The sequence below is a fragment of the Enterobacter wuhouensis genome (assembly GCF_035835995.1).
In the GTDB taxonomy this organism is placed as follows: Bacteria; Pseudomonadota; Gammaproteobacteria; order Enterobacterales; family Enterobacteriaceae; genus Enterobacter; species Enterobacter wuhouensis.
Genome location: NZ_CP142124.1, coordinates 1,205,981 through 1,230,968, shown reverse-complemented (window position 1 = coordinate 1,230,968; position 24,988 = coordinate 1,205,981). Strand labels below are relative to the sequence as shown.

25 protein-coding genes are annotated in these 24,988 nt (G+C 58.1%); 17 read left to right on the top strand and 8 right to left on the bottom strand.

Features of this window, described 5'->3' with window-relative positions; translation table 11 throughout:
* Nucleotides 1-28 precede the first annotated feature (28 nt).
* Nucleotides 29-1,414, bottom strand: coding sequence for a cysteine--tRNA ligase (gene cysS / locus VPX56_RS05875; protein ID WP_326470450.1), 1,386 nt, complete (start codon nucleotides 1,412-1,414; stop codon nucleotides 29-31).
* 174 nt (nucleotides 1,415-1,588) lie between these two features.
* Here cysS and ppiB point away from each other — a divergent pair, with 174 nt between their 5' ends.
* The 7 genes from ppiB (at nucleotide 1,589) to mnmH (ending at nucleotide 6,315) form a co-directional block, all read left to right on the top strand.
* Nucleotides 1,589-2,083, top strand: coding sequence for a peptidylprolyl isomerase B (ppiB, locus tag VPX56_RS05870; RefSeq protein ID WP_010428247.1), 495 nt, complete (start codon nucleotides 1,589-1,591; stop codon nucleotides 2,081-2,083).
* Between the two features lie 3 nt (nucleotides 2,084-2,086).
* Nucleotides 2,087-2,809, top strand: coding sequence for a UDP-2,3-diacylglucosamine diphosphatase (lpxH, locus tag VPX56_RS05865; RefSeq protein ID WP_326470448.1), 723 nt, complete (start codon nucleotides 2,087-2,089; stop codon nucleotides 2,807-2,809).
* Nucleotides 2,810-2,961: 152 nt separating this feature from the next.
* On the top strand, nucleotides 2,962-3,171 hold the full coding sequence (locus VPX56_RS05860) for a YdgH/BhsA/McbA-like domain containing protein (RefSeq protein WP_131633207.1): 210 nt from the start codon (nucleotides 2,962-2,964) through the stop codon (nucleotides 3,169-3,171).
* 68 nt (nucleotides 3,172-3,239) lie between these two features.
* Complete coding sequence (locus VPX56_RS05855) at nucleotides 3,240-3,425, top strand: hypothetical protein (protein WP_131633208.1); 186 nt, start codon at nucleotides 3,240-3,242, stop codon at nucleotides 3,423-3,425.
* 160 nt (nucleotides 3,426-3,585) lie between these two features.
* Nucleotides 3,586-4,095 (top strand): 5-(carboxyamino)imidazole ribonucleotide mutase, encoded by a 510-nt coding sequence (gene purE, locus VPX56_RS05850; RefSeq protein WP_326470445.1) that lies wholly within the window; start codon nucleotides 3,586-3,588, stop codon nucleotides 4,093-4,095.
* Nucleotides 4,092-5,159, top strand: a complete 1,068-nt coding sequence (gene purK / locus VPX56_RS05845; protein ID WP_326470443.1) for a 5-(carboxyamino)imidazole ribonucleotide synthase — start codon at nucleotides 4,092-4,094, stop codon at nucleotides 5,157-5,159. Before purE ends, purK begins: the two co-directional genes overlap by 4 nt.
* A gap of 85 nt (nucleotides 5,160-5,244) precedes the next feature.
* The gene (gene mnmH, locus VPX56_RS05840; protein WP_326470441.1) at nucleotides 5,245-6,315 is read left to right on the top strand and encodes a tRNA 2-selenouridine(34) synthase MnmH; all 1,071 of its coding nucleotides are present in this window, start codon (nucleotides 5,245-5,247) and stop codon (nucleotides 6,313-6,315) included.
* A 90-nt stretch (nucleotides 6,316-6,405) separates the two neighbouring features.
* On the opposite strand, the gene VPX56_RS05835 is transcribed toward mnmH, so the two are convergent.
* From VPX56_RS05835 to ybbA, 3 genes are all read right to left on the bottom strand, one after another.
* Complete coding sequence (locus VPX56_RS05835) at nucleotides 6,406-7,551, bottom strand: porin (RefSeq protein WP_131633212.1); 1,146 nt, start codon at nucleotides 7,549-7,551, stop codon at nucleotides 6,406-6,408.
* A gap of 182 nt (nucleotides 7,552-7,733) precedes the next feature.
* Nucleotides 7,734-10,148, bottom strand: coding sequence for a putative ABC transporter permease subunit YbbP (gene ybbP, locus VPX56_RS05830; RefSeq protein WP_326470438.1), 2,415 nt, complete (start codon nucleotides 10,146-10,148; stop codon nucleotides 7,734-7,736).
* Nucleotides 10,145-10,831 carry a putative ABC transporter ATP-binding protein YbbA gene (gene ybbA, locus VPX56_RS05825; protein ID WP_131633214.1) on the bottom strand — a complete coding sequence of 229 codons (687 nt, stop codon included), beginning with the start codon at nucleotides 10,829-10,831 and terminating at the stop codon, nucleotides 10,145-10,147. Before ybbA ends, ybbP begins: the two co-directional genes overlap by 4 nt.
* On the opposite strand from ybbA, the gene tesA reads away from it, so the two are divergent.
* From tesA to VPX56_RS05810, 3 genes are read left to right on the top strand one after another with little or no spacing between them, the layout of a single operon-like run.
* Nucleotides 10,802-11,425, top strand: a complete 624-nt coding sequence (gene tesA / locus VPX56_RS05820; protein ID WP_326470436.1) for a multifunctional acyl-CoA thioesterase I/protease I/lysophospholipase L1 — start codon at nucleotides 10,802-10,804, stop codon at nucleotides 11,423-11,425. The two genes, ybbA and tesA, sit on opposite strands and share 30 nt — an antisense overlap.
* Complete coding sequence (locus VPX56_RS05815) at nucleotides 11,415-12,224, top strand: SDR family oxidoreductase (protein ID WP_165500688.1); 810 nt, start codon at nucleotides 11,415-11,417, stop codon at nucleotides 12,222-12,224. Before tesA ends, VPX56_RS05815 begins: the two co-directional genes overlap by 11 nt.
* A gap of 58 nt (nucleotides 12,225-12,282) precedes the next feature.
* Complete coding sequence (locus tag VPX56_RS05810) at nucleotides 12,283-13,137, top strand: co-chaperone YbbN (protein ID WP_131633217.1); 855 nt, start codon at nucleotides 12,283-12,285, stop codon at nucleotides 13,135-13,137.
* Between the two features lie 87 nt (nucleotides 13,138-13,224).
* Here VPX56_RS05810 and fetB read toward each other — a convergent pair whose 3' ends face one another.
* A complete protein-coding gene (gene fetB, locus VPX56_RS05805; protein WP_326470433.1) occupies nucleotides 13,225-14,007 on the bottom strand; it encodes an iron efflux ABC transporter permease subunit FetB in 783 nt (260 codons plus the stop codon).
* Complete coding sequence (gene fetA, locus VPX56_RS05800; protein ID WP_131633219.1) at nucleotides 14,000-14,671, bottom strand: iron efflux ABC transporter ATP-binding subunit FetA; 672 nt, start codon at nucleotides 14,669-14,671, stop codon at nucleotides 14,000-14,002. Before fetA ends, fetB begins: the two co-directional genes overlap by 8 nt.
* Before the next feature lie 156 nt (nucleotides 14,672-14,827).
* Between fetA and VPX56_RS05795 the strand changes: the two genes are divergently transcribed.
* From VPX56_RS05795 to VPX56_RS05785, 3 genes are all read left to right on the top strand, one after another.
* On the top strand, nucleotides 14,828-15,691 hold the full coding sequence (locus VPX56_RS05795) for a hypothetical protein (protein ID WP_131633220.1): 864 nt from the start codon (nucleotides 14,828-14,830) through the stop codon (nucleotides 15,689-15,691).
* 156 nt (nucleotides 15,692-15,847) lie between these two features.
* Nucleotides 15,848-16,762 carry an SPFH domain-containing protein gene (locus VPX56_RS05790; RefSeq protein ID WP_131633221.1) on the top strand — a complete coding sequence of 305 codons (915 nt, stop codon included), beginning with the start codon at nucleotides 15,848-15,850 and terminating at the stop codon, nucleotides 16,760-16,762.
* Nucleotides 16,759-17,211, top strand: a complete 453-nt coding sequence (locus VPX56_RS05785; RefSeq protein ID WP_131633222.1) for an NfeD family protein — start codon at nucleotides 16,759-16,761, stop codon at nucleotides 17,209-17,211. The genes VPX56_RS05790 and VPX56_RS05785 overlap by 4 nt, the downstream gene beginning before the upstream one ends.
* On the opposite strand, the gene cueR is transcribed toward VPX56_RS05785, so the two are convergent.
* Nucleotides 17,208-17,618 carry a Cu(I)-responsive transcriptional regulator gene (gene cueR, locus VPX56_RS05780; RefSeq protein ID WP_131633223.1) on the bottom strand — a complete coding sequence of 137 codons (411 nt, stop codon included), beginning with the start codon at nucleotides 17,616-17,618 and terminating at the stop codon, nucleotides 17,208-17,210. The genes VPX56_RS05785 and cueR overlap by 4 nt on opposite strands.
* Before the next feature lie 108 nt (nucleotides 17,619-17,726).
* On the opposite strand from cueR, the gene copA reads away from it, so the two are divergent.
* The 3 genes from copA (at nucleotide 17,727) to ybaK (ending at nucleotide 21,852) form a co-directional block, all read left to right on the top strand.
* The gene (gene copA, locus VPX56_RS05775) at nucleotides 17,727-20,225 is read left to right on the top strand and encodes a copper-exporting P-type ATPase CopA (RefSeq protein WP_326470427.1); all 2,499 of its coding nucleotides are present in this window, start codon (nucleotides 17,727-17,729) and stop codon (nucleotides 20,223-20,225) included.
* A gap of 153 nt (nucleotides 20,226-20,378) precedes the next feature.
* Nucleotides 20,379-21,173, top strand: a complete 795-nt coding sequence (locus VPX56_RS05770; RefSeq protein WP_131633225.1) for a TraB/GumN family protein — start codon at nucleotides 20,379-20,381, stop codon at nucleotides 21,171-21,173.
* Between the two features lie 199 nt (nucleotides 21,174-21,372).
* Nucleotides 21,373-21,852: a Cys-tRNA(Pro)/Cys-tRNA(Cys) deacylase YbaK gene (gene ybaK, locus VPX56_RS05765; RefSeq protein ID WP_131633226.1), complete on the top strand. Its 480-nt coding sequence runs from the start codon at nucleotides 21,373-21,375 to the stop codon at nucleotides 21,850-21,852.
* Between the two features lie 96 nt (nucleotides 21,853-21,948).
* On the opposite strand, the gene ushA is transcribed toward ybaK, so the two are convergent.
* A complete protein-coding gene (ushA, locus tag VPX56_RS05760; RefSeq protein ID WP_326471965.1) occupies nucleotides 21,949-23,601 on the bottom strand; it encodes a bifunctional UDP-sugar hydrolase/5'-nucleotidase UshA in 1,653 nt (550 codons plus the stop codon).
* A gap of 164 nt (nucleotides 23,602-23,765) precedes the next feature.
* Between ushA and VPX56_RS05755 the strand changes: the two genes are divergently transcribed.
* Nucleotides 23,766-24,986 (top strand): MFS transporter, encoded by a 1,221-nt coding sequence (locus VPX56_RS05755; protein WP_326470422.1) that lies wholly within the window; start codon nucleotides 23,766-23,768, stop codon nucleotides 24,984-24,986.
* Nucleotides 24,987-24,988: the final 2 nt, after the last annotated feature.

The window sequence follows — 24,988 nt, the reverse complement described above, 5'->3', positions numbered from 1 at the left end:
AGGGAGAGGGTTAGGGTGAGGGTGGAAATTACTTACGGCGCCAGGTGGTCCCCTGCGGGCCGTCTTCCAGAATAATGCCCATCTCGGTCAGACGGTTACGCGCCGCATCCGCCGCCGCCCAGTCTTTCGCCTGACGCGCTTCCAGGCGCGCCTTAATCAGCGCTTCAATCTCCGCCACTTCGCCGTCGTCCGCCTGCGCGCCGCTCTGCAGGAACGCGTCCGGCTCTTGCTCCAGCAGGCCGAGCACGGAAGAGAGCTTGCGAAGATGGGACGCCAGCGCATTCGCCGCGGCCATATCCTCTGACTTCAGGCGGTTCACTTCGCGCGCCATGTCGAACAGCACGGAGTAGGCTTCCGGGGTGTTGAAGTCGTCGTTCATCACCTCAACGAAGCGCGCTTCAAACGCCTCCCCGCCCGCGGCAGGAACAGAGCTGTCGGTCCCGCGCAGCGCGGTGTACAGACGCTCCAGCGCCGAACGCGCCTGCTTCAGGTTCTCTTCGCTGTAGTTCAGCTGGCTGCGATAGTGGCCGGACATCAGGAAGTAACGCACGGTTTCCGCGTCGTAGTACTTCAGCACGTCGCGCACGGTGAAGAAGTTGCCCAGCGATTTGGACATCTTCTCGCGGTCAACCATCACCATCCCGGAGTGCATCCAGTAGTTCACGTACTCGCCGCCGTGGGCGCAGGTGGACTGCGCGATTTCGTTTTCGTGGTGCGGGAACATCAGGTCCGAACCGCCGCCGTGAATATCGAAGTGTTTGCCCAGCTGCTTGCAGTTCATCGCCGAACACTCAATATGCCAGCCTGGACGGCCTTCGCCCCACGGGGACGGCCAGCTTGGTTCGCCCGCTTTGGACATCTTCCACAGCACGAAGTCCATCGGGTTACGCTTCACGTCAACCACGTCTACGCGCGCGCCGGCCTGGAGCTGGTCCAGATCCTGACGGGAAAGCGCGCCGTAGGTGGGGTCCGTCGGCACCGAGAACATCACGTCGCCGTTATCCGCCACGTAGGCGTGACCGCGTTCGATCAGCTTCTCGGTGATCTCGATAATTTCATGAATATGGTGGGTCGCACGCGGCTCGCTGTCCGGGCGCAGAATATTCAGGGCGTCAAAATCTTTGTGCATTTCGACGATCATACGATCCACCAGCGCAACGAAGCTTTCGCCGTTTTCATTAGCGCGCTTGATGATTTTATCGTCGATATCGGTGATGTTGCGCACGTACTTCAGCGTATACCCCAGGAAGCGCAGGTAGCGGGATACCACGTCGAAGGCAACAAAGGTACGGCCATGGCCGATATGACAGAGATCGTAAACCGTAATACCACACACGTACATGCCGACTTCCCCAGCATGGATAGGTTTAAATTCCTCTTTTTGGCGCGTCATTGTATTAAAGATTTTTAACATCGAAGATTCCATGTAAACACGTGTGTGGACGAAAACCGGGTATTCTACCCGTAATTCAAACCCGAAGCAGCACACAATGCAAGGTGATCGCATCCTGTGGTTATGCTATAACAAGCCCCTATAGATGACCCGAACGCGGGTCGACGTACCACAATAACGGAACAGGATGCAAAAATGGTTACTTTCCACACTAATCATGGCGATATCGTAATCAAGACCTTTGATGACAAAGCGCCTGAAACAGTTAAAAACTTCCTGGACTACTGCCGCGAAGGTTTCTACAACAACACCATCTTCCACCGCGTGATCAACGGCTTTATGATCCAGGGCGGCGGTTTCGAACCTGGCATGAACCAGAAAGAGACCAAAGAAGCGATCAAAAACGAAGCGAATAACGGTCTGAAAAACACCCGCGGTACGCTGGCAATGGCCCGTACTCAGGCGCCTCACTCCGCAACCGCGCAGTTCTTCATCAACGTGGCTGACAACGACTTCCTGAACTTCTCCGGCGAAAGCCTGCAGGGTTGGGGCTACTGCGTATTCGCAGAAGTGGTTGAAGGTATGGACGTGGTTGACAAGATCAAAGCCGTCTCTACTGGCCGCAGCGGTATGCACCAGGACGTTCCTAAAGAAGACGTTGTGATTACAAGCGTGACCGTCAGCGAGTAATTCGTGGCGACACTCTTTATTGCGGATCTGCATCTGCAAACGGAAGAACCGGCGATTACCGCCGGTTTTCTGCGTTTTTTACGCGGTGAAGCGAAAAGCGCCGATGCGCTGTACATTCTGGGCGACCTGTTTGAAGCCTGGATTGGCGACGACGATCCTAATCCGCTGCACCGTGAAATGGCCGCCGCCATTAAGGCGCTGGTTGATTCCGGCGTCCCCTGCTACTTCATCCACGGCAACCGTGATTTCCTGATAGGCCAGCGCTACGCCCGCGAAAGCGGCATGACGCTGCTGCCGGAGGAACAGGTGCTCAACCTCTATGGCCGTAAGATACTGATCGTGCACGGCGATACGCTCTGCACCGACGATACCGGCTACCTGGCGTTTCGCGCCAAGGTCCATACACCGTGGATCCAGAGGCTGTTCCTGGCACTGCCGCTGTTTATCCGCAGCCGTATCGCCGCAAAAATGCGCGCGGGCAGCAAAGCCGCCAACAGCAGTAAATCCATGACCATCATGGACGTGAACCCGCAGGCGGTTGTCGACGTGATGGAAAAACATCGCGTCCAGTGGCTTATCCACGGGCATACCCATCGTCCTGACGTGCATTCCCTTATCGCCAACGGCGAACCCGCCCACCGCGTAGTGCTGGGCGCGTGGCACACTGAGGGGTCAATGGTCAAAGTCACGCCGCAGGGCGTTGAGCTGATCGCCTTTCCTTTCTAAATACCCCACCGCACTAAATGATCAAGCATATTCATTTTTTTTGAATGATATCGGCAAATTGTTTCGATTTTAATCACTCCGTGGTCGGTCTATTATTTATCACATCAGGGCAACACGCCCTATCCCAAACAAAACACTTAAGGAATACGACCATGAAATCTATCAAAACTTTCGTTGCAGTTGCGGCTCTCTCCCTGGTTTCTTTCGGTACTTTCGCACAGAGCATTAGCGCGACCGGTTCAACTCTCGACCGTGCAGAAGCGAAAATTGCTGCCCAGGCCGCTGAACAGGGTGCCTCTTACAAAATCACCAGCGCACAGTTCAACAACCGCGTACACATGACTGCAGAACTGACTAAATAAGAACACAGATTGCCGTGCCGCCAGTTGAGACTTGCGACAGCGACAAGACGATGAGGAAGGAACAGAGAATGAAAAAAATCAGCATCGTGAGCGCCCTGCTGTTAGCAGCTTTCGTGTCCACTGGCGCAATGGCGGCGGAGAATCGCTTCTCCATGCCCGAAGCAGGCTCAAATATGGACACCGGCATGGTGAATCATATTGACGTCAGCCACGCGTTCGACAAAGAAAACCTGACCGCAGGGGATCTTCAGTAAACGCCTAAAACAGACCGCCAAATGCGGTCTGTTTTGTTATGCATTCCCGCCCACAACGGCTCACCTTTTAACCGCGCAACCGTTTTCCTTGCCCGTATTACATGCTATTCTCTGTGCCCTCGAAAGCAGTGTGTTTCGCACCACAGGAGTTTTAAGACGCATGTCTTCCCGCAATAATCCGGCGCGTGTCGCCATCGTGATGGGGTCCAAAAGCGACTGGGCTACCATGCAGTTCACCGCCGAAATCTTTGAAATCCTGAATGTTCCGCACCACGTCGAAGTGGTCTCCGCGCACCGTACCCCCGACAAACTGTTTAGCTTCGCCGAACGCGCCGAAGAGAACGGTTACGAGGTGATTATTGCCGGTGCGGGCGGCGCAGCACACCTGCCGGGCATGATTGCCGCTAAAACCCTGGTGCCGGTTCTGGGCGTCCCGGTGCAAAGCGCCGCGCTAAGCGGCGTGGATAGCCTCTACTCTATCGTCCAGATGCCGCGCGGCATTCCTGTCGGCACGCTGGCAATTGGCAAAGCGGGTGCCGCAAACGCCGCCCTGCTGGCGGCGCAAATTCTGGCGACGCACGATAAAGCGTTGCGTCAGCGTCTGGCGGACTGGCGTAAAGCCCAGACCGACGAGGTGCTTGATAACCCTGACCCGCGGGGTGATGCATGAAGCAGGTATGCGTCCTCGGCAACGGCCAGCTAGGCCGGATGCTGCGTCAGGCCGGCGAGCCGCTGGGCATTGCCGTCTGGCCCGTCGGGCTGGACGCCGAGCCGGAAGCCGTGCCGTTCCACCAGAGCGTGATCACCGCCGAGATTGAACGCTGGCCGGAAACCGCGCTGACCCGCGAGCTGGCGCGCCATAACGCCTTCGTGAACCGCGACGTGTTCCCAATCATCGCCGACCGCCTGACGCAGAAACAGCTGTTCGACAAGCTCGGCCTGGCGACCGCGCCGTGGCAGCTCCTGTCCGACAAAAGCGAGTGGAATGACGTCTTCGCCATGCTGGGCGAGCTGGCGATCGTGAAGCGTCGCGTGGGCGGCTATGACGGCCGCGGGCAGTGGCGCCTGCGCGCCGATGAAACTGCAGAGCTGCCGGACGACTGCTACGGCGAGTGCATCGTTGAGCAGGGCATAAACTTCAGCGGCGAAGTGTCGCTGGTTGGCGCGCGCGGGCACGACGGGCACACCGTGTTTTATCCGCTGACGCACAACCTGCATCAGGACGGCATTCTGCGCACCAGCGTCGCCTTCCCCCACGCAAATGCTGACCAGCAGGCGCAGGCGGAAGAGATGCTCTCAGCCATCATGCACGAGCTGGGCTATGTCGGCGTGATGGCGATGGAGTGCTTCACCACCCCGTCCGGCCTGCTGATTAACGAGCTGGCGCCGCGCGTGCACAACAGCGGCCACTGGACGCAAAACGGCGCGTCCATCAGCCAGTTTGAGCTGCACCTGCGCGCGATCGTCGATCTCCCTCTGCCGCAGCCGGTCGTCAACAGCCCGTCGGTGATGATCAACCTGATCGGCACCGATCTGAACTATGACTGGCTGAAGCTGCCGCTGGTGCATCTGCACTGGTATGACAAAGAGGTGCGCGCGGGGCGTAAAGTGGGTCACCTGAACCTGAACGACGCCGATACGGACCGCCTGAGCGCCACGCTGGAAGCGATCGTCCCGCTGCTGCCGCCGGAGTATGCGAGCGGCATCGTCTGGGCACAATCAAAGCTAAAATAGCTCTCCCTCCGCCGGGGAGTTGATATTCCCCCTCCCCGGCGTAAAATCCCCGCCCATTGCTGCTCAGTTTTCTTCTGGAAAAACCATGAACGATGGAACGGACTATCGCGCGATCCTCGCGTCGGATACCCCTTTGATCGACGTTCGCGCGCCGATCGAATTCGCCCAGGGCGCGATGCCTGCGGCTATCAACCTGCCCTTAATGAACGACGACGAACGCGCCGCCGTCGGCACCTGCTATAAGCGTCAGGGACCGGACGCCGCGCTGGCGCTCGGCCATAGCCTGGTGAACGGCGACACGCGCAGCGCGCGCATCAGCGCCTGGCGGGAAGCCAGCCTTGCTCATCCTGAGGGCTATCTCTGCTGCGCGCGCGGCGGCCAGCGTTCGCACATCTCACAGGCGTGGCTGAAAGAGGCGGGCGTCGAGTACCCGCTGATCCGCGGCGGCTATAAGGCCCTGCGTCAGACGGCCATTCAGGTGACGGTCGAGCAGTCACAAAAGCCGATGGTGCTTATCGGCGGCTGCACCGGAAACGGTAAAACGCTGCTGGTGAAGCAGCACGCTCAGGGCATCGATCTGGAAGGGCTGGCGCACCATCGCGGCTCATCGTTTGGCCGCACGCTGACGCCGCAGCTTTCCCAGGCGAGCTTTGAAAATCATCTTGCCGTCGAGCTGCTGAAAAAAGACGCCGCGCGCTGGGTGCTGGAAGACGAGGGCCGGATGATTGGATCTAATCACCTGCCGGAGTGCCTGCGCGACCGCATGGTTGACGCCCCTATCGTGGTCGTCGACGATCCGTTTGACGTCCGTCTTGAGCGCCTGCGCGAAGAGTATTTCGACCATATGTGGGCCGATTTTTCTGCCGCCTACGGTGAAGACGCGGGCTGGAAAGAGTACAGCGAGTACCTGCATCACGGCCTGTTCGCCATCCGCCGCCGTCTGGGGCTGCAGCGCTTTGCGGAATTCACCGCGCTGTTAGACTCCGCGCTGCTGGAACAGCAACGATCCGGCAGCACCGACGCACACTTCAGCTGGCTTGCGCCGCTGCTGAAGGACTATTACGACCCGATGTACGGCTATCAGCTGGAGAAAAAAGCGGAGAAGATTGTGTATCGCGGGACGTTCGAAGAAATTGCCGAGTGGCTTAATCGCTGAAAAAAGCCGGGTGGCGGCTACGCCTTACCCGGCCTACATGTTCTACCCGTCTGTTCCCTCTCCCTTTCAGGGAGAGGGTTAGGGTGAGGGTTAGAAATCGTAGCGCAGACGCACCAGGTTCATGTCGCCCAGATCGTCGGTGCTGGAGGTGAACACGTGTTCGTAATCCACGCGGAAACCGTAATCCAGCTGGAAGCTGATACCCACGCCGTTGTCGATGCGCTGGTAGTTACGACCGTTCACGTACTCGATGCGATCGCCCATGAAGTAAGGCTGGATAGACTTAACCGCATACTGACCAATTGGGAATTTATACCCTGCGAAGTACTCGATACCCCATGCATCACCGGCAAAGTAGTTGTTGGTCGATACTTTTTTGGTGGTCATGAAGTTCTGGTACCAGCCGCCGCCGGCAGAGAAGGTCCAGTTGTCCGGCGTCCAGCTCAGTGCGGTACCCAGGATGTTCTGGTCGTAGGTTTTGCTGTCGCCGTTTTCCGGGTTACGCATGTCTGCACGGGTATAGTTCCACGCAGCGCCCCAGGTCAGATCGGTGGTCAGGTGGTAATCCAGACCCAGCGAGCCGCCGCCTTTACGCTTGTAGCGCAGGCCGTTGCCCGGCAGGTATTCACTGTCTTCAAACAGGTAAGATGCGTAGATGTCTGCATCGCCCACGGTTTTCTTATATTTCAGCATCTGGCGTGAACGATAAGAACCGTCGTAGTCACCGTTAATCCCGTTACCCGGCGCCTGACCAATCATGTCATAGTCCCAGATATCGGTTTTCACGCCAACCACATCATAGTAAACGCTGTTTTGTTGACCGAAGGTCAGCGTACCCCAGGTATCGCTCTTCAGGCCGGTGTACAGCATACGGCGAGAGGTGTTGTTCGCACCTTCTGCGTAGTGGTTGTCCCAGTCGAACAGCGCAGGAATATTCACGCCCAGCTCGTAGTAGCTGATCCAGCTGATGTCATCAAACAGGTAGTAATCTGCTGCAAAACGGAAGCGGGTGCCGCCGTCGAAGCCGTTACGCTTGTAGGAGCCTTTGTCGCCGTCGCCGGTCATCATGTTGAACTGAGGACGGATGCTGCCGCCAACGGTGAAGTTCAGGCGGCTCAGCGGATCGCCCGCCTGAGGATCTTGTTTCAGAACGGTGATTTCCGCTTGCGTTGCGAAGGACGTTAATGCCACTGCCGCGCCGATCGTTGCCGCCAGCGCTGATTTTTTTATAGTCATTATTTTTCCTTGATAGACACGCTGCTAAATATTTAGCAGGTGAATATTAACTGGAAATAATCTGGCTGTGTGGGCGGGTTTTTAATGATTTGTGCTACTAACGCTTGTGGTATTACCGTTTTGTGCTACTAAGTGATTACGCACCAGCATATAAACCGGTGCGTAATCATCACGGACGTAAATTAACTTACAAACTGTCGGAACAGCGCTTTACCTTTTAAAAGCCGCGTTCCGAGCCAGCCGCCGCACAGCGACAACAGCACCGCGCCGCACGCCGGCAGCGTGATCCACAGCCGCCAGTCCGGCTCCCACGGGAAGTCAAAGACTTTGGTCTGCAGCACCGCCAGCGCCGTCTCCGCACCAATGGCCGCCACCAGGCCGGCCACCAGCCCTAGCAGGGCAAATTCGCTCCAGAGCGTGGCGCGCAGCAGGCGCTTTCCTGCCCCCAGCGTGCGGTAAACCACCAGCTCCTGATGGCGCTGACGCATGCCAACCTGCACCTGCGCCAGCAGCAGCAGTACGCCGCAGATCGTCACCAGCACCACCATCACCTCCAGGGCACGGCTTACCTGATCGAGCACCTGACCCACCTGCTTCAGGATCGCGCCGATGTCCAGCAGGCTCACCGTCGGGAATTCTCGGTTAAGCTGGGTCAGCATGCCGTTGCCGTTCTCCCAGCGGAAGCTGGTCAGCCAGCTCTGCGGTTGCCCGTCCAGCGCCCCTGCCGGGAAGATGAAGAAGAAGTTTGGCCGCAGGCTTTCCCAGTCCACCTTGCGCAGGCTGGTCACCTTCGCGCTGAAATCCTGCGTGTCGCCGGTAAAGGTCACGCTGTCCCCGAGCCTCACGTTCAGGCGCTTCGCCAGCCCCTCCTCCATCGACACTTCACCCGCTTTGGGTGGCCAGGTTCCGGCGGTGATCGGGTTGTGGTCAGGGCGCTTATCCTGCCAGGTCAGGTTCAGCTCGCGGTTAAGCGATTCGTCTTTATTTCCGTCCGTCGACTGCCCGTTAATCTGCGTCAGGCGCGCGCGAACGATGGGATAGAACGACTCCGGAATAACGTGGTGCTCCGACAGGAAGCCCTTCAGCGGCGTGACCTGTTCCGGGGCAATGTTGATCAGGAAGTAGTTCGGGCTTTCCGGCGGAAGCTGCTGCTGCCAGCGATCGAGCAGATCGCCGCGCAGCACCAGCAGCAGGGCCAGCAGCATAAACGACAGCGAAAACGCCGAAAGCTGGCTGAGCGTGGACCACGGCTGGTGCAGCAGGCGGTTCACCGCCAGCCTCACCGGCAGCGATTTGACCGTCAGCTTTCTCACCACGTTGAGCAGCAGCCAGCCCACCACGCCGCACAGCAGCGCCAGCACCACGGCCCCCGCCAGCACGGCCCACAGCAGCGTGCTGCCGCCCATCAGCCAGGCCAGCAGCCCGACCGCCACGGCGATAATCACCGGCAGATAAAACTTCAGCGGCCAGACGCTGGCAACCACGTCACGGCGCAGCACGCGCAGCGGCTGCGTTGCCAGCAGCAGCCGGTACGGGCGTAGCCCTACCAGCAGCGAAATCACCGTCATCGCGCCGATTGCCCATAGCCACGGCCAGAGGCTGGCGGGAGGAAGCGCTGCGGGCAGAACCGGCTTTAGCAGCACCATCAGCAGCTTCTCAAACAGCAGCCCGATAGCCCCGCCGGTAACGGCAGACAGCGCCAGCACCATCAGCCACTGGCCGACGATCAGCCTGCGCAGCTGCGCCCGGCCCGCGCCGAGGGTTTTGAGGATTGCCACCAGGTCGTAGCGGCTGCGGCAGTAGTGCCCCATCGCCACGGCAACCGCCGCGACCGCCAGCAGCAAGGTTAACAGCGCCGACAGCAGCAGGAACTGCTGGGAACGCTCAAGGGATTTGCCGAGCGCCCCTTCGTCCTGCTCCAGCCCGTACCAGCGGTGTTCCGGCTTGAGCTGCGGCAGGAGCCATTTTTCATACGCATCAAGCTGCGCGGGCGTACCGCCAAACTTATAGCGCCAGGTGACGCGGCTCCCCGGCTGCACGGCGTTGGTTTTTGCCACGTCAGCGGTATTCATCAGCAGGCGTGGCGCAAGCTGGAACGGGTTGAAGCCCGAGTCGGGTTCCTGAACCACCTCCCCGGCAATTATCAGCGTGGCGTCACCCACGTCGATGCTGTCGCCGGTTTTCAGGTTCAGCAACGCCATCAGGCGCGGCGCCAGCAGCACCGTGCCGGATGTCGGCTTCAGGCCCGCCGGGCTGGTCTGAAGCTCCCCGTACATCGGGTAGACATCATCGACGGCTTTCACGCTCGCCAGCTGCGGCGTGTCGCCCGCAAAGGTCATGGTCTGGAACGTAATCTGCTCGCCGACCTTCAGCCCCATCCGGCGGGCCTCATCTATCCAGCCGGGCGGAACGGCGCGCGAGCTTTGCAGCGTCCTGTCCCCCGCCATAAATTCACGGCTCTGCTGGCTGAGGCCTTTCTCCATGCGGTCGCTGACGCTGCCGAGCGCCAGCACGCAGGCCACCGCCAGGCTTAGCGCCAGCCATACAATCAGCAGCGAGGGCGAGCGCCATTCGCGCCAGAACCAGCGTGCGATCATGCTTCCTCCTGCAATTCACCGTTCACCAGGCGCAGGCGTCGGTCACAGCGGGCGGCGAGCTGCGGATCGTGGGTGACCAGAACCAGCGTCGTGCCGTGCTCGCGGTTGAGGGAAAACAGCAGATCGGCAATTTTATCCCCGGTCTTACGATCGAGATTGCCGGTGGGCTCATCGGCGAATAACACTTCAGGCCGGCCGTTGAACGCGCGCGCCAGCGCCACGCGCTGCTGCTCGCCGCCGGAAAGCTGGGCCGGAAGATGGTTGAGGCGTTTGCCCAGCCCCAGCTGTTCCAGCAGCGCTTTCGCGTGATCGCGGCTTTCACGGGTGTTTTCCCCGCGCAGAAGCCCCGGCAGCTCGACGTTTTCCAGCGCGTTCAGGGTGGGGATGAGCATAAAGGACTGAAAGACAAAACCGATATGCCGGGCGCGCAGCGCGGCGCGCGCCTCTTCATCAAGCTGGTGCAGCGGTTGGCCGACAAGGTTGACTTCGCCACTGCTGCCGTCGTCCAGGCCGGCCAGAATCGCCAGCAGCGTGGACTTACCGGAACCGGATTCGCCAATCAGCGCGATGGTTTCGGCGCGTTTGACAACGAGTTCAACTCCGGTAAGGATGGAAAGCTCGTGTTCCCCCTGACCGACGGACTTCTTAAGACGATGAACTTCAACACTGTTTTCCGCTGGCATTTGCCCTTCCTGTTTATGATTCTGTTGACCTTCCGCGCGGCGGCAGCGGACACGTTACTGGTTCTGGGCGACAGCCTGAGCGCGGGCTATCGCATGGCGGCCAATGCGGCCTGGCCGGCCCTGCTAAATGACAAATGGCAGACGCAAACCGCTGTCGTCAACGGCAGCATCAGCGGCGATACGTCGCAGCAAGGCTTATCGCGCCTTCCCGCCTTACTCAAGCAGCATCAGCCGCGCTGGGTGCTGGTGGAGCTGGGCGGTAATGATGGCCTGCGCGGCTTCCAGCCTCAGCAAACGGAGCAGACGCTGCGCACCATTTTGCAGGACATTAAGGCGGCCAATGCCCAGCCGCTGCTGATGCAAATTCGCCTGCCCGCCAACTACGGTCGTCGGTATAATGAGGCCTTTAGCGCGATTTACCCTAAGCTTGCCAAAGAGTTTGATATTCCGCTGCTGCCATTTTTCATGGAAGAGGTCTATCTCAAACCCCAATGGATGCAAGACGATGGTATTCACCCCAATCGCGATGCACAGCCGTTTATTGCCGACTGGATGGCAACACGGTTAGCCCCTTTAGTTAAACATGACTCCTGATTACGTGGAGATCCTGACAGGTAAAGTTATGCAAAAATCGGTCTTAATAACAGGATGTTCCAGCGGAATTGGCCTTGAGAGCGCGCTTGAATTAAAACGTCAGGGATTTTGGGTACTGGCGGCCTGCCGCAAACCCGAAGACGTCGACCGCATGAACGGGATGGGCCTTAAGGGCATCCTGCTCGATCTGGATTCGCCCGAAAGCGTTGAACGCGCCGCCGACGAGGTGATTACCCTGACCGGCAACCGCCTGTACGGCCTGTTTAATAATGCCGGCTACGGCGTTTATGGCCCGCTGGAGACAATTTCACGCGAGCAGCTGGAGCAGCAGTTCTCCGCTAACTTCTTCGGCGTGCATCAGCTGACCATGCGCCTGCTCCCGGCGATGGTGCCGCACGGTGAAGGACGCATTGTGATGACCTCCTCGGTGATGGGGCTGATTTCTACCCCAGGTCGCGGCGCCTATGCCGCCAGCAAATATGCGCTGGAAGCCTGGTCAGACGCCCTGCGCATGGAGTTACGCCATAGCGGCATCAGGGTGAGCCTGATTGAACCCGGCCCCATCCGCACCCGCTTTACCGATAACGTGAACCAGACGCAGTCTGACAAACCGGTCGAGAACCCCGGCATTGCCGCACGTTTTACCCTCGGACCTGACGCGGTTGTCGCCAAAGTGCGCCATGCTTTTGAGAGCGATAAACCCAAAATGCGCTATCCGGTCACGCTGGTTACCCATGCCGTCGGCTGGCTAAAACGCCTGCTGCCGGGCCGGGTGATGGACAAAATTTTACACGGCTGAGTTGAAGCGCCGTCGCTCACCCCCATGTAAAGATCAAACTGATAAAAGAGAATTCCGCATGTCCGTACAGAATATCGTCAATATCACTGAAGCTAACCTGCAGCAGACGCTCGAACAGTCAATGACTAAGCCGGTGCTGTTCTACTTCTGGTCTGAGCGCAGCCAGCACTGCCTGCAGCTGACGCCGGTACTGGAAAGCCTGGCCGCGCAGTATAACGGTCAGTTCATACTGGCGAAGCTGGACTGTGACGCCGAGCCCATGGTGGCCTCTCAGTTTGGCCTGCGCGCTATCCCAACGGTGTACCTGTTCCAGAACGGTCAGCCTGTGGATGGCTTCCAGGGGCCGCAGCCGGAAGAGGCGATCCGCGCCCTGCTGGATAAAGTGCTGCCGCGTGAAGAGGAGCTGAAAGCGCAGGAAGCCATGGCGCTGATGCAGGAAGGCAAATATGACGAGGCGCTGCCGCTGCTGAAAGACGCGTGGCAGCTGTCGAATCAGGATAGCCAGATTGGCCTGCTGCTGGCGGAAACGCAGATCGCCCTGCACCGTTCAGAAGATGCAGAAGCCGTGCTGAAAACCATTCCGATGCAGGATCAGGACACCCGCTATCAGGGCCTGGTGGCGCAGATTGAACTGCTGAAACAGGCGGCGGACACTCCGGAGATCCAGCAGCTTCAGCAGCAGGTTGCCGACAACCCGACGGATGCCGCACTGGCAAGCCAGCTGGCGCTGCAGCTGCATCAGGTGGGGCGTAACGAAGAAGCGCTGGCGCTGCTGTTCAGCCATCTGCAAAAAGACCTCGCCGCCGCAGACGGCCAGGCGCGCAAGATGTTCCAGGAGATCCTGGCCGCGCTGGGCACCGGTGACGCGCTGGCCTCGAAGTATCGCCGTCAGCTTTACGCGTTGTTATATTGATGCACTTTGCCCGGTGGCGGCTTCGCCTTACCGGGCCTACAAAAGCACGAATCGTAGGCCGGGCAAACGCAGTGCCGCCCGGCACAATCACCGCACGTTTTTCAACTGCGTCACCACCAGCTGGTGACGCGAGTTGTAAAACTTCCGGTAGGTTAAATAGCAGGCAATAATTGTCGACAGGCTGGCCGTAGAGAGCAGCATAAAGGTCACCATGATCTGATACTTAATCGCTTTCACCGGATCGATACCGGCAAAAATCAGCCCCGACATCATCCCCGGCAAGCTCACCAGCCCTACCGTTTTCGCCGAATCCACCGTTGGGATCAGCGACGAACGGATGCTTTCGCGGATCAGCCGCGCAGAGGCCACCTTCGGCGTTGCCCCAAGGCTCAGCTTCTCCTGCAGCTGCTGCTGTTCGCTGCTAAATCGCTGCCCCAGATTGTTGTAGCACAGCCCCACGGCCACCATCGCGTTGCCGGCGATCATCCCGGAGATCGGAATCACCTGCATCGGGGTAAATTCAATAGAGCCCGAGAGAACCAGCACAGCCAGCGTAAGCGCCGTTCCGGTGGTGATGGCAATAAACGATGAAACGAATGCTTTATCGATGTATTTACTGCGCTTCTGCGCGTTCCAGGCCGCATTGAAGCAGATAAAGAGCACCATCAGCAGCGTTAGCACCGCATGGTTGACGTTGAAAATATACTTGAGCACATAGCCAACGATGATGAGCTGGATTACCGCGCGGCAGATGCTCCACAGGATATCTTTCTCCAGCCCCAGCTTTTCCCGGTAGCTCACCACGATTGCGACCAATACCAGCACCATCGACAGCGCCAGCGATTCGTTAGTTATATTATGTTCACCCACGGTGTGCCTCCTGCATTTTCCCACCCTGCGGCGCCAGCCTGATGACATCATCCGCATGGGTAATTTCATTTGCGTCGTGCGTCACCCACAGCACAGCGATGTTCTGCTCCCGCGCGTAGCGATGAATGATGTCGTTAACGTTGCGTTTATTGTCGTCGTCCAGCGCGCTGGTGATCTCGTCGAGGAGCAGCACCTTCGGCAGAAACTGCAGGTTGCGGATCAGCGACACGCGCTGTTTTTCTCCGCCCGACAGCTCGTGAATGGATTTGGTGAGCGTTTCCTGGGGCAGGCCAAAGCGGGCGAGATCGGCAATGAACGCTTCCGGCTCCGGCGTTTTTTCGCGGATCTGCCACGGGAAAATCAGGTTGTCGTAAACCGTCTCGCCAAACAGGGAAGGCGTTTGCACACAGTAGGAGACCTGCTGGCGATAGCGTTCCGGCGAAAGCGTCGCGATATCTTTTCCTTCAAACATAATGGTGCCTTCCGTCGGGCTGAGCAGCGAGGCCACAATCTTCAGTAACGTGCTTTTACCGCAGCCCGAGGGGCCCGTGATGAGTTTGAATTCACCCGGTGAGAGGCTTATATCCACGTGCTGAAGGATGATATTACCACCGACATGAAAGCCAACGTCCTTAGCCTGCAAGAGCTTCGTTTTATTGTTCATCTCTGTTCCCTTTTAACGCATCACTTATTGAACACATTTTACAGTTTATCTTTACAGTTTACAGTGTGACCACGCTGGCAGTTCCGCACCCAGGGTTTAGAACCTTCGTTAAAGTGGTGTTAAACTCTGCGCGCAGCACAATAAGGAAGTACCAGAATGTCTAATAATCACACTTTTTATGAGTTTTCCGCGCTTGAACCCGGGGTAAAAACAATAGACCAGCTTCTTGCGGCTATTGCTTCTGAATCTGTTACGGCATTTGTCTTTGGCGGAGAGCTGGTCAGGTTCGTCAACGGTCTGCTGAAGATGAAACCCGTTATCCAGCTTAAAAATTGCCGTTTTGCCTTTGATAATGGCGCTCGCTTTGTTGAAGTTGATAGCAAAGGGAATGTTAAAGAGTTTGAACCAGGGCAAGTTCCGGCCTGGTTTCAGGATCCGGGTGAGTTTGCCCGAGGCCAATGGTTAGTTAACCATGACTTTGCCGATCTGGTCACGCCAGAGTTCATTCATGCTTTTATCGAACGTTTCCCTGACGTAAAGAAAAGACGCGAGCATGCAAATCTCCTCTTTGACCTGCAGCTCGGCAAGATGTCAGCGGCAGCAGCGCAGCCGGTGCACAAAAGAAGCGGAAATATTCAGGGGAAAACAACCAAACCCCGCGTTACGGACCTTCAGTCTTTCGAACTCTTCGGTCAATTCTATAGCCGACTGAAAGAGGCCGTAAACGCCGATCGTTTCCCGACCCTGCAGGTCCTGACCGGCTACGAATCAATGAATGAAGCCCCTACATCGCTCAAAGGAGCGGTCCGTACCTGGTTTAAGGGCATTACAGGCCAGCTTCCCCCCAACAATAAGCGCGTGGGCGCGGGCAATTCGGCGCTCTTTTGTGCGCCAATCCGGGAACAGCTGCAGCACGTAGATGAAATCGGGCTTGAGGCATACTACCAAAGTCTCTCTAAAGCGATTGCGGACGCCGGTGAAGATACGCTTATTGCAGACTTTACCTTCCATTATAAATAACCTTTTTTCCTGCCCCGCTTTCTGCGGGGCTGCTTATTTCCCGAGAGTCTGTTTCCCACCTCTTTACAGGGGCGAATTTCCCCCCAATAGCCGATATACTTACGGCTAACAAACACGCGGATTTTCTTATCACAGCATGCAAAACAGGAGGTTTTTATGCTCATCGTTATTCCTGTCCTTATTTTCGTCGCGCTGGTCATCGTGGGCGCGGGTGTCAAAATTGTCCCGCAGGGCTATCAGTGGACCGTAGAGCGTTTCGGTCGATACACCAACACGCTGCAGCCGGGATTAAGCCTGATCGTGCCGTTCATGGACAGAATTGGTCGCAAGATCAACATGATGGAACAGGTACTGGATATCCCTTCTCAGGAAATTATCTCCAAGGACAACGCCAACGTTACCATCGACGCGGTCTGCTTTATTCAGGTCATCGATGCGCCAAAAGCGGCCTATGAGGTGAGCAACCTCGAGCTGGCCATCGTCAACCTCACCATGACCAATATTCGAACGGTGCTCGGCTCGATGGAGCTGGACGAGATGCTTTCCCAGCGCGACAGCATTAACACCCGCCTGCTGCACATTGTCGATGAAGCGACGAATCCGTGGGGGATCAAGGTCACCCGCATTGAGATCCGCGACGTGCGTCCGCCGGCGGAGCTGATCGCCTCCATGAACGCCCAGATGAAGGCCGAGCGAACCAAGCGTGCCTATATTCTGGAAGCCGAAGGGGTGCGTCAGGCCGAGATCCTCAAGGCAGAAGGTGAAAAGCAGTCGCAGATCCTGAAGGCAGAGGGCGATCGTCAGTCCGCATTCTTACAGGCCGAAGCGCGTGAACGTTCAGCCGAGGCGGAAGCCCGCGCCACCCAGATGGTCTCCGAGGCGATTGCCGCCGGTGATATCCAGGCCGTGAACTACTTTGTCGCGCAAAAATATACCGACGCGCTGAAAGAGATCGGCTCTGCGAACAACAGCAAAGTGGTGATGATGCCGCTGGAGGCCAGCAGCCTGATGGGCTCCATCGCGGGCATTGCGGAATTAATCAAAGACAGCGGGAACGAGCGCAAAAAATGATTGAGCTGATCGTTGCACATCCTCATGCCTTCTGGCTAAGCCTCGGCGGCTTATTGCTGGCGGCGGAGATGCTGGGCGGCAACGGCTACCTGCTGTGGAGCGGTATCGCCGCAGTGATTACCGGGCTTCTGGTCTGGATCCTGCCGCTGGAGTGGGCGTGGCAGGGCGCGCTGTTTGCCGTCCTGACGCTGGTGGCGGCGTGGCTCTGGTGGCGCTGGCTGAACAAACGGGTTAAGGAACAGACGCCCGCAGACGCACACCTTAACCAGCGCGGACAGCAGATCGTCGGCAAGCGCTTTACGCTGGATACTACGCTGGTCAACGGGCGCGGGCACATGCGCGTGGGCGACAGCTCGTGGCCCGTCGTGGCTGACGACAACCTCAGCGCCGGAACGCAGGTTGAAGTCATTGCGGTGGAAGGCATTACCCTGCGGGTTAAGGCCTGTTAAGCATGCGCCTTACGGTGACAGCAGCCAGAAAGGTTGTCGATAATCGGGCAATCGGCGCTGTCATCTCCCGGACATGATGCCGCCAGCCCCAGGAGCTGCTCGCGCATCGCCTGTAGTTCGACAATGTGGCGTTCGATCTCCGCCACTTTTTCCAGCGTGCGCTTTTTCACGTCGGCGCTGTGGCGCTTCGGATCGTTGAACAGGTTAACCAGCTCGCCGCACTCTTCCAGATTAAACCCCACCTGCCTTGCCTGGCGCAGAAGCGTCAGTTCATCAAGATGCAGCTGCGTGTAGCTGCGGTAGCCGTTTTCGCTGCGCAGCGGCGGCGTGACCAGCCCTTTCTCTTCATAAAAGCGAATAGCTTTGCTGGTTAACCCGGTTTTTTTCGCAACATCACTGATATTCACATTTCCCCCTTGACCTTCCCCTTGATGGAAGGTTTAACCTTCATAACAGTTAGCGAAAAGCGTTACTCCGGTCAACTACTGACCAGTTCATTATACGGGAGTTTTGTTATGTCTCACACTATAGACCTGACGCTGGACGGCCTCTCCTGCGGCCACTGTGTCAAACGCGTTAAAGAAAGCCTGGAACAGCGCCCTGACGTTGAAAGCGCTGACGTGACTATCGATCGTGCCGCCGTGACCGGCAGCGCCAGCGCCGACGCGCTGATCGATACCATCAAGCAGGCCGGTTACGGGGCGGAGTTAAGCCACCCAAAGGCTAAACCGCTGGCAGAGTCATCATCCCCGTCGGAAGCGCTGACAGCGGCCACTCCTGAGCTTCCGGCAGCGGATGACATTGACGACAGCCAACAGCTGCTGATCAACGGCATGAGCTGCGCCAGCTGCGTCTCCCGGGTACAAAACGCCTTGCAGGCCGTACCGGGCGTCGCGCAGGCACGGGTCAATCTTGCGGAGCGCACCGCGCTGGTGATGGGCAGTGCCTCCGCCGCAGATTTAGTGCAGGCGGTTGAGAAAGCGGGCTACGGGGCGGAGGCCATCGAAGATGATGCCAAACGCCGCGAGCGCCAGCAGGAAACGGCTATCGCCACCATGAAGCGCTTCCGCTGGCAGGCGATCGTCGCCCTGCTGGTCGGTATCCCTGTGATGGTGTGGGGCATGATTGGCGACAACATGATGGTCACCGACGACAACCGCACGCTGTGGCTGGCAATTGGCGTCATTACGCTGGCGGTGATGGTCTTTGCCGGCGGGCATTTCTATACCAGCGCCTGGAAGAGCCTGAAAAACCGCACCGCGACGATGGACACCCTGGTGGCGCTCGGAACGGGCGCGGCGTGGCTCTATTCCATGAGCGTGAACGTCTGGCCCCAGTGGTTCCCGATGGAGGCGCGGCACCTCTACTATGAAGCGAGCGCGATGATTATCGGCCTGATTAACCTGGGCCATATGCTGGAAGCCCGCGCCCGTCAGCGCTCCTCGAAAGCGCTGGAAAGATTGCTCGATTTAACCCCGCCGACGGCCCGCGTGGTCACGGACGAGGGGGAGAAAAGCGTCCCGCTGGCGGACGTCCAGCCCGGCATGACGCTGCGCCTGACGACGGGCGACCGCGTTCCGGTTGACGGTAAGATAACCCAGGGCGAAGCCTGGCTGGATGAAGCGATGCTGACCGGCGAGCCTATCCCTCAGCAGAAATCAGACGGCGACGCCGTTCATGCCGGTACGGTGGTGCAGGACGGCAGCGTGCTGTTTACCGCCAGCGCCGTCGGCAGCCACACGACGCTGTCGCGTATCATCCGCATGGTGCGCCAGGCGCAGAGCAGCAAGCCGGAGATCGGCCAGCTCGCCGATAAAATCTCCGCTATTTTTGTTCCCGTCGTGGTCTGTATCGCCCTGCTGAGCGCGGCCATCTGGTATTTCTTCGGCCCGGCACCGCAGATTGTCTACACCCTGGTGATTGCCACCACGGTGCTGATTATCGCCTGTCCGTGTGCCCTTGGCCTGGCGACGCCGATGTCGATTATCTCCGGGGTAGGCCGCGCGGCCGAATTTGGCGTACTGGTGCGGGATGCCGACGCGCTGCAGCGGGCCAGCACCCTCGACACGCTGTTGTTTGATAAAACGGGTACGCTGACCGAAGGCAAACCGCAGGTCGTGGCGGTGCACGCTCTCGACTTCTCTGAGGCTGACGCGCTGCGCCTTGCCGCCGCGCTGGAGCAAGGGTCCAGCCACCCGCTGGCCCGCGCCATTCTTGACAAAGCCAGTGAAGTGACTCTGCCGCAGGTGAGCAACTTCCGCACCCTGCACGGGCTCGGCGTCAGCGGTGAAGCCGAGGGCCACACGCTGCTGCTGGGCAATCAGGCGCTGCTGAATGAAAACGGTGTTGATACCTCGGCGCTTGAACACGAGCTGAACGCTCAGGCCTCGCAGGGCGCTACGCCGGTTCTGCTCGCCGTTGACGGCAAAGCCGCCGCGCTGCTGGCCGTTCGCGACCCGCTTAGACAGGACAGCGTTGATGCGTTGAAACGCCTGCATCGCGCGGGCTATCGCCTGGTGATGCTGACCGGGGATAACCCCACTACCGCCAACGCCATTGCCAAAGAGGCGGGCATTGATGAAGTGATCGCTGGCGTGCTGCCGGATGGCAAAGCCGACGCTATCAAGAACCTGCAAAGCCAGGGTCGTCAGGTGGCGATGATCGGCGACGGGATCAACGACGCCCCGGCGCTGGCGCAGGCTGAGGTGGGTATTGCCATGGGCGGCGGGAGCGATGTGGCCATTGAAACGGCGGCCATTACCCTGATGCGCCACAGCCTGATGGGCGTTGCGGATGCGCTGGCCATTTCGAAAGCCACGTTGCGCAACATGAAGCAGAACCTGCTGGGGGCGTTCATCTACAACGCGTTTGGCATCCCCATTGCCGCCGGGATTTTGTGGCCGCTGACCGGCACGCTGCTGAACCCGGTAGTCGCGGGGGCCGCGATGGCGCTCTCCTCCATCACCGTGGTGAGCAACGCCAACCGTCTGCTGCGGTTTAAACCGAAAGCGTAGAATGCCAGAAGTAGGCCGGGTAAGCGCAGCGCCACCCGGCTTTTTTTGCCTGATGGCGCTGCGATTATCAGGCCTACGAAACCTGACGGCGTTCGCCTATTGCGCCCCCCTTCCCCACGCGCTAGCATGAACCTTTCCGGTCATGGAGCGCGTATGAGCCTGTTTAATCGTATAAAAGCGTCGTTTCGCGCCCTTTTCCCTCGCCGCTATACCTGGCCCGGTATGGATATTTCGCTACCCGGTGGACAGCATCTCCATCTGGTCGGCAGCATCCATATGGGCACGCAGGATATGTCTCCCCTGCCACCCGGCCTGGTAAAACGCCTGAAGAGCGCCGATGCGCTGGTCGTCGAAGCGGATATCTCAGGTCACGACTCGCCCTTTGCCGGGCTTGAAAGCGATCGTCCTCTGGCCGAGCGGCTGAATGAGCAGCAGTTCACCGAGCTGACGCGCCTCGCCGATGAGGTTGGCGTGTCCCTCTCCATGCTGGATACTCTGCCGCTCTGGCAGATTGCGATGGTGTTACAGGCCACGCAGGCGCAGCGTCTTGGCTTGCGCGGCGATTACGGCATCGATTACCAGCTGTTGAATGCGGCGAGGGCGCGCAGCATGCCCATCATCGAGCTGGAAGGCACCGATAGCCAGATAGCCCTGCTTCGCCAGCTTCCCGACGACGGCCTGATGCTGCTGGATGACACGCTGACCCACTGGCACACCAACGCGCGGCTGCTGCAAACCATGATCGGCTGGTGGCTGAATGCCCCGCCGACGGACGGTAAGCTGGCGCTACCGTCGACGTTCAGTGAATCGTTGTATGACGTGCTGATGAACGAGCGCAACAAAGCCTGGCGAGAGACGCTGCACGCTCTGCCTGCTGGATATTACGTTGTGGCCGTTGGCGCGTTACATTTGTACGGAGAAGGGAATTTGCCGTCGCTGCTGAAATAAAAAAATGGCCAATATTTCTATTGGCCCGTCAAAGAGGAATTTCATCGTTTTTATTATGCCGAAGGAGACCTTCGGTTGAGCCGATTGTCGCTCAAAGTGACCATCACTGCCAATACTATTGCGCAAGATGGTGCTATTTTTTAGACAAACGTCAGGCGTATGCTGTTGGCATGAATTGTCTGTCGCAAGAAGGGTAGCTATGACTCCCGCCGTTAAATTACTCGAAAAAAACAACATTTCCTTCCGGATCCACACTTACGATCACGATCCGAATGAAACCAACTTTGGTGACGAAGTGGTGCGCAAGCTGGGGCTAAACGCCGATCGGGTCTACAAAACGCTGCTGGTGGCGGTAAACGGGGATATGAAGCATCTCGCCGTCGCGGTCACGCCCGTTGCCGGGCAGTTGGATCTGAAAAAGGTCGCGAAAGCGCTGGGAGCAAAAAAGGTCGATATGGCCGATCCGATGGTTGCGCAACGCACCACCGGGTATCTGGTCGGCGGCATCAGCCCGCTCGGGCAGAAAAAACGCCTGCCGACGCTGATCGATGCGCCTTCACAGGAGTTTGAGACGATCTATATTTCGGGCGGCAAGCGCGGGCTGGATATTGAGCTGGCCGCAGACGATCTGGCGGAAATGCTGGACGCGAAATTTGCGGATATTGCGCGCCGGGAGTAAAAGAAAAGCCGGGTGGCGGCTACGCCTTACCCGGCCTACATTTTGCACCCGTAGGCCCGGTAAGCGCAGCGCCACCGGGCAAAACAACAACCCGCACTACTGCCAGCTCACCTCACCCTTCGGCTCATAGGCATTCACGTCAATCGGTGAATTCTGCTGGATATACTGTTTCAGCACTTCCGCGTCGATAAAGCCGGTATTCACATAGCCCGGTTTGTTATCGATATGCGGATAACCGTCGCCGCCGGTGGCGTTAAAGCTTAACGTTGCCAGACGGTACGTTTTAGCCGGGTCAACCGGTTCGCCCTTGATCTTCAGATCGTTAAGCTTGCCCTCTTTTGCGTTAAAGCTAACGTTGGCAAACTGCGGATAGGCACCCGAGTCCGGCTTCATCTGCGCGACGGCGGTGAGGTACTCAATAACCTCTTTACCGCTCATGTCCGCATACACCACCACGTTGCCGAACGGCTGCACCTTGAGCACGTCCTTGTAGGTGATGTTCCCGCCTTCGATGGAATCACGAATGCCGCCGCCGCTCATCACGCCAAAGTCCGCACCGGTGCGCGCCATTTGCGCCGCCAGCACCAGGTGGCCCATATTGGTCTGCACGAAGCGCACCTTGCTGCGATCCCCTTCCAGTCTACCGTTCAGCGTCCCGATCTTCACGTCCAGCTGGGCCTTGCCCTTGCTCTGGAACGGCGTCAGCAGGGAGAGCATCTGCTGATTCTCAGGGATCTCAGGCGTGTAAAGTACGCGCTCGCTTTTCCCGTCCGGGTAGGTCACTTTCTTCTTCAGGTTGACCGGAATAAGCTGATAGTGCACCAGCTTCATCTCGCCGTTGCGGAACTCGAAATCGGCACGGCCGACGTATTTCCCCCACTCGTGGGCCTGGACAATCCAGATACCGTTCTGACGATCCGGCGCGCACGGCGTGCCAGGCACGTAATCCACCTGCTTTTTATTCTCAGACGCCATGCACACCGGATCTTGTGAGTGACCGCCCACAATCATCGCCAGCGAGCCTGCCGGCAGGCTGCGCGCCATCTCCACGTCTCCCGGCGCGTTGGAGCCGTGCTCGCCGTTATCGTAGTGGCCCATATGGGTAGTGGCGATAATCACGTCCGGCTTTTCGTTCTGCTGCAATTCCTGGATCACCAGCTTCGCTTCGTCTGCCGGTTTGCGGAATTCGATATCGGTAAAGAATTCAGGGTTGCCAATTTTTGCCGTGTCGTCGGTGGTTAAACCAATGACCGCAATTTTGAGGTCCTGACGCTTAAACAGCGCCCATGGCTTAAACAGACGCTCCCCGGTGCTTTTTTGATAAATATTGGCGGAGAGGAACGGGAATTTGGACCACTTTTCCTGCTGGCGCAGCACGCTCAGCGGGTTGTCGAACTCATGGTTGCCAACGGCCATCGCGTCATAGCCAATTAAGTTCATACCGCGAAAGTCAGGCTCGGCATCCTGCAAATCGGATTCCGGCACGCCGGTATTAATATCGCCTCCGGACAGCATCAGCACGCTGCCGCCTTCTGCGGCGACCTCTTTGCGAATACCGTCCACCAGCGTTTTTTGCGCCGACAGCCCATATTCACCGTATTCACTGCGCCAGAAATGGCCGTGGTGATCGTTGGTATGCAGAATGGTGATTTTATAGGTTTTATCTTTTTCATACGCCTGCGCAGGTGAACTCATCATCCCCCAGGCCGCTATCAACGCCAGCGCGACGCCACGCTTCATTAACTTCATCATCTCTCTCCCTGACCAATAGACAAACGCAAAAATTACAGTGACTCACAAGAATAGACAAATATGTTTTCAGAATTGCGACTTTCTTCAAATGTCGCGGACGGGTATGTTAGTTGGATAATAATTACACCCTGCATTTCTAATAACAAAACGACGTGGTATTTATGGCAATCAGTGAATCAACCCAGCCCGTTTCGGGCGCTCCGGCGTCGCCGCCAAAATCGCGCACCTCATTTAAAGTATTAGGCGCAATCAGTCTGTCTCACCTGCTCAACGACATGATCCAGTCGCTGATCCTGGCAATTTACCCGCTGCTGCAGTCTGAGTTCTCGTTAACCTTCGTGCAGATCGGGATGATCACCCTGACCTTCCAGCTGGCCTCCTCGCTGCTGCAGCCGGTGGTGGGCTACTGGACGGACAAATACCCGATGCCGTGGTCGCTGCCGATTGGCATGTGCTTTACCCTAAGCGGGCTGGTGCTGCTGGCAATGGCGGGCAGCTTTGAAGCGGTGCTGGTCGCCGCCGCGCTGGTGGGAACGGGTTCGTCGGTGTTCCACCCGGAGTCGTCACGCGTGGCGCGCATGGCCTCCGGCGGACAGCACGGGCTGGCGCAGTCCCTGTTCCAGGTGGGCGGTAACTTCGGTAGCTCCCTCGGCCCGCTGCTGGCGGCGGTGATCATCGCCCCGTACGGTAAAGGCAACGTGGCGTGGTTTGTGCTGGCCGCCCTGCTGGCGATCGTGGTGCTGGCGCAGATCAGCCGCTGGTACGCTGCGCAGCACCGCGTGAATAAGGGCAAACCTGTAGCGAAGGTTATCAATCCCCTTCCCCGCAACAAGGTTATCCTGGCCGTAAGCGTGCTCCTGGTGCTGATATTCTCGAAATATTTCTATATGGTGAGCATCAGCAGCTATTACACCTTTTACCTGATGCAAAAATTCGGATTATCGGTACAAAACGCCCAGTTTCACCTGTTTGCCTTCCTCTTTGCGGTGGCGGCAGGCACGGTTATTGGCGGGCCAGTGGGCGATAAAATTGGGCGTAAATATGTCATTTGGGGCTCGATCCTCGGCGTAGCGCCGTTTACCCTCATTTTGCCGTACGCAACCCTTGAATGGACGGGGATTTTAACCGTTATCATTGGTTTCATCCTCGCGTCTGCCTTCTCGGCTATCCTGGTCTACGCGCAGGAGCTGCTGCCCGGGCGTATCGGTATGGTTTCCGGCCTCTTTTTCGGTTTTGCCTTCGGTATGGGTGGCCTTGGCGCCGCGGTGTTGGGGATGGTTGCGGACCACACCAGCATTTTCCTGGTCTATAAAATCTGTGCTTTCCTGCCACTTCTGGGGATGTTGACCATATTCCTGCCTGACAACCGTCACAAAGCATGATT

Coding starts and splice junctions, on each gene's coding strand:
- ybaK (WP_131633226.1), top strand. CDS start 21,373: ATGACTCCCGCCGTTAAATTACTCGAAAAAAACAACATTTCCTTCCGG.
- VPX56_RS05815 (WP_165500688.1), top strand. CDS start 11,415: ATGACTCCTGATTACGTGGAGATCCTGACAGGTAAAGTTATGCAAAAA.
- VPX56_RS05810 (WP_131633217.1), top strand. CDS start 12,283: ATGTCCGTACAGAATATCGTCAATATCACTGAAGCTAACCTGCAGCAG.
- VPX56_RS05855 (WP_131633208.1), top strand. CDS start 3,240: ATGAAAAAAATCAGCATCGTGAGCGCCCTGCTGTTAGCAGCTTTCGTG.
- VPX56_RS05755 (WP_326470422.1), top strand. CDS start 23,766: ATGGCAATCAGTGAATCAACCCAGCCCGTTTCGGGCGCTCCGGCGTCG.
- VPX56_RS05860 (WP_131633207.1), top strand. CDS start 2,962: ATGAAATCTATCAAAACTTTCGTTGCAGTTGCGGCTCTCTCCCTGGTT.
- mnmH (WP_326470441.1), top strand. CDS start 5,245: ATGAACGATGGAACGGACTATCGCGCGATCCTCGCGTCGGATACCCCT.
- purK (WP_326470443.1), top strand. CDS start 4,092: ATGAAGCAGGTATGCGTCCTCGGCAACGGCCAGCTAGGCCGGATGCTG.
- copA (WP_326470427.1), top strand. CDS start 17,727: ATGTCTCACACTATAGACCTGACGCTGGACGGCCTCTCCTGCGGCCAC.
- fetA (WP_131633219.1), bottom strand. CDS start 14,671: ATGAACAATAAAACGAAGCTCTTGCAGGCTAAGGACGTTGGCTTTCAT.
- VPX56_RS05770 (WP_131633225.1), top strand. CDS start 20,379: ATGAGCCTGTTTAATCGTATAAAAGCGTCGTTTCGCGCCCTTTTCCCT.
- VPX56_RS05795 (WP_131633220.1), top strand. CDS start 14,828: ATGTCTAATAATCACACTTTTTATGAGTTTTCCGCGCTTGAACCCGGG.
- tesA (WP_326470436.1), top strand. CDS start 10,802: ATGAACTTCAACACTGTTTTCCGCTGGCATTTGCCCTTCCTGTTTATG.
- ppiB (WP_010428247.1), top strand. CDS start 1,589: ATGGTTACTTTCCACACTAATCATGGCGATATCGTAATCAAGACCTTT.
- ybbP (WP_326470438.1), bottom strand. CDS start 10,148: ATGATCGCACGCTGGTTCTGGCGCGAATGGCGCTCGCCCTCGCTGCTG.
- cysS (WP_326470450.1), bottom strand. CDS start 1,414: ATGTTAAAAATCTTTAATACAATGACGCGCCAAAAAGAGGAATTTAAA.
- ybbA (WP_131633214.1), bottom strand. CDS start 10,831: ATGCCAGCGGAAAACAGTGTTGAAGTTCATCGTCTTAAGAAGTCCGTC.
- ushA (WP_326471965.1), bottom strand. CDS start 23,601: ATGAAGTTAATGAAGCGTGGCGTCGCGCTGGCGTTGATAGCGGCCTGG.
- VPX56_RS05835 (WP_131633212.1), bottom strand. CDS start 7,551: ATGACTATAAAAAAATCAGCGCTGGCGGCAACGATCGGCGCGGCAGTG.
- VPX56_RS05785 (WP_131633222.1), top strand. CDS start 16,759: ATGATTGAGCTGATCGTTGCACATCCTCATGCCTTCTGGCTAAGCCTC.
- VPX56_RS05790 (WP_131633221.1), top strand. CDS start 15,848: ATGCTCATCGTTATTCCTGTCCTTATTTTCGTCGCGCTGGTCATCGTG.
- purE (WP_326470445.1), top strand. CDS start 3,586: ATGTCTTCCCGCAATAATCCGGCGCGTGTCGCCATCGTGATGGGGTCC.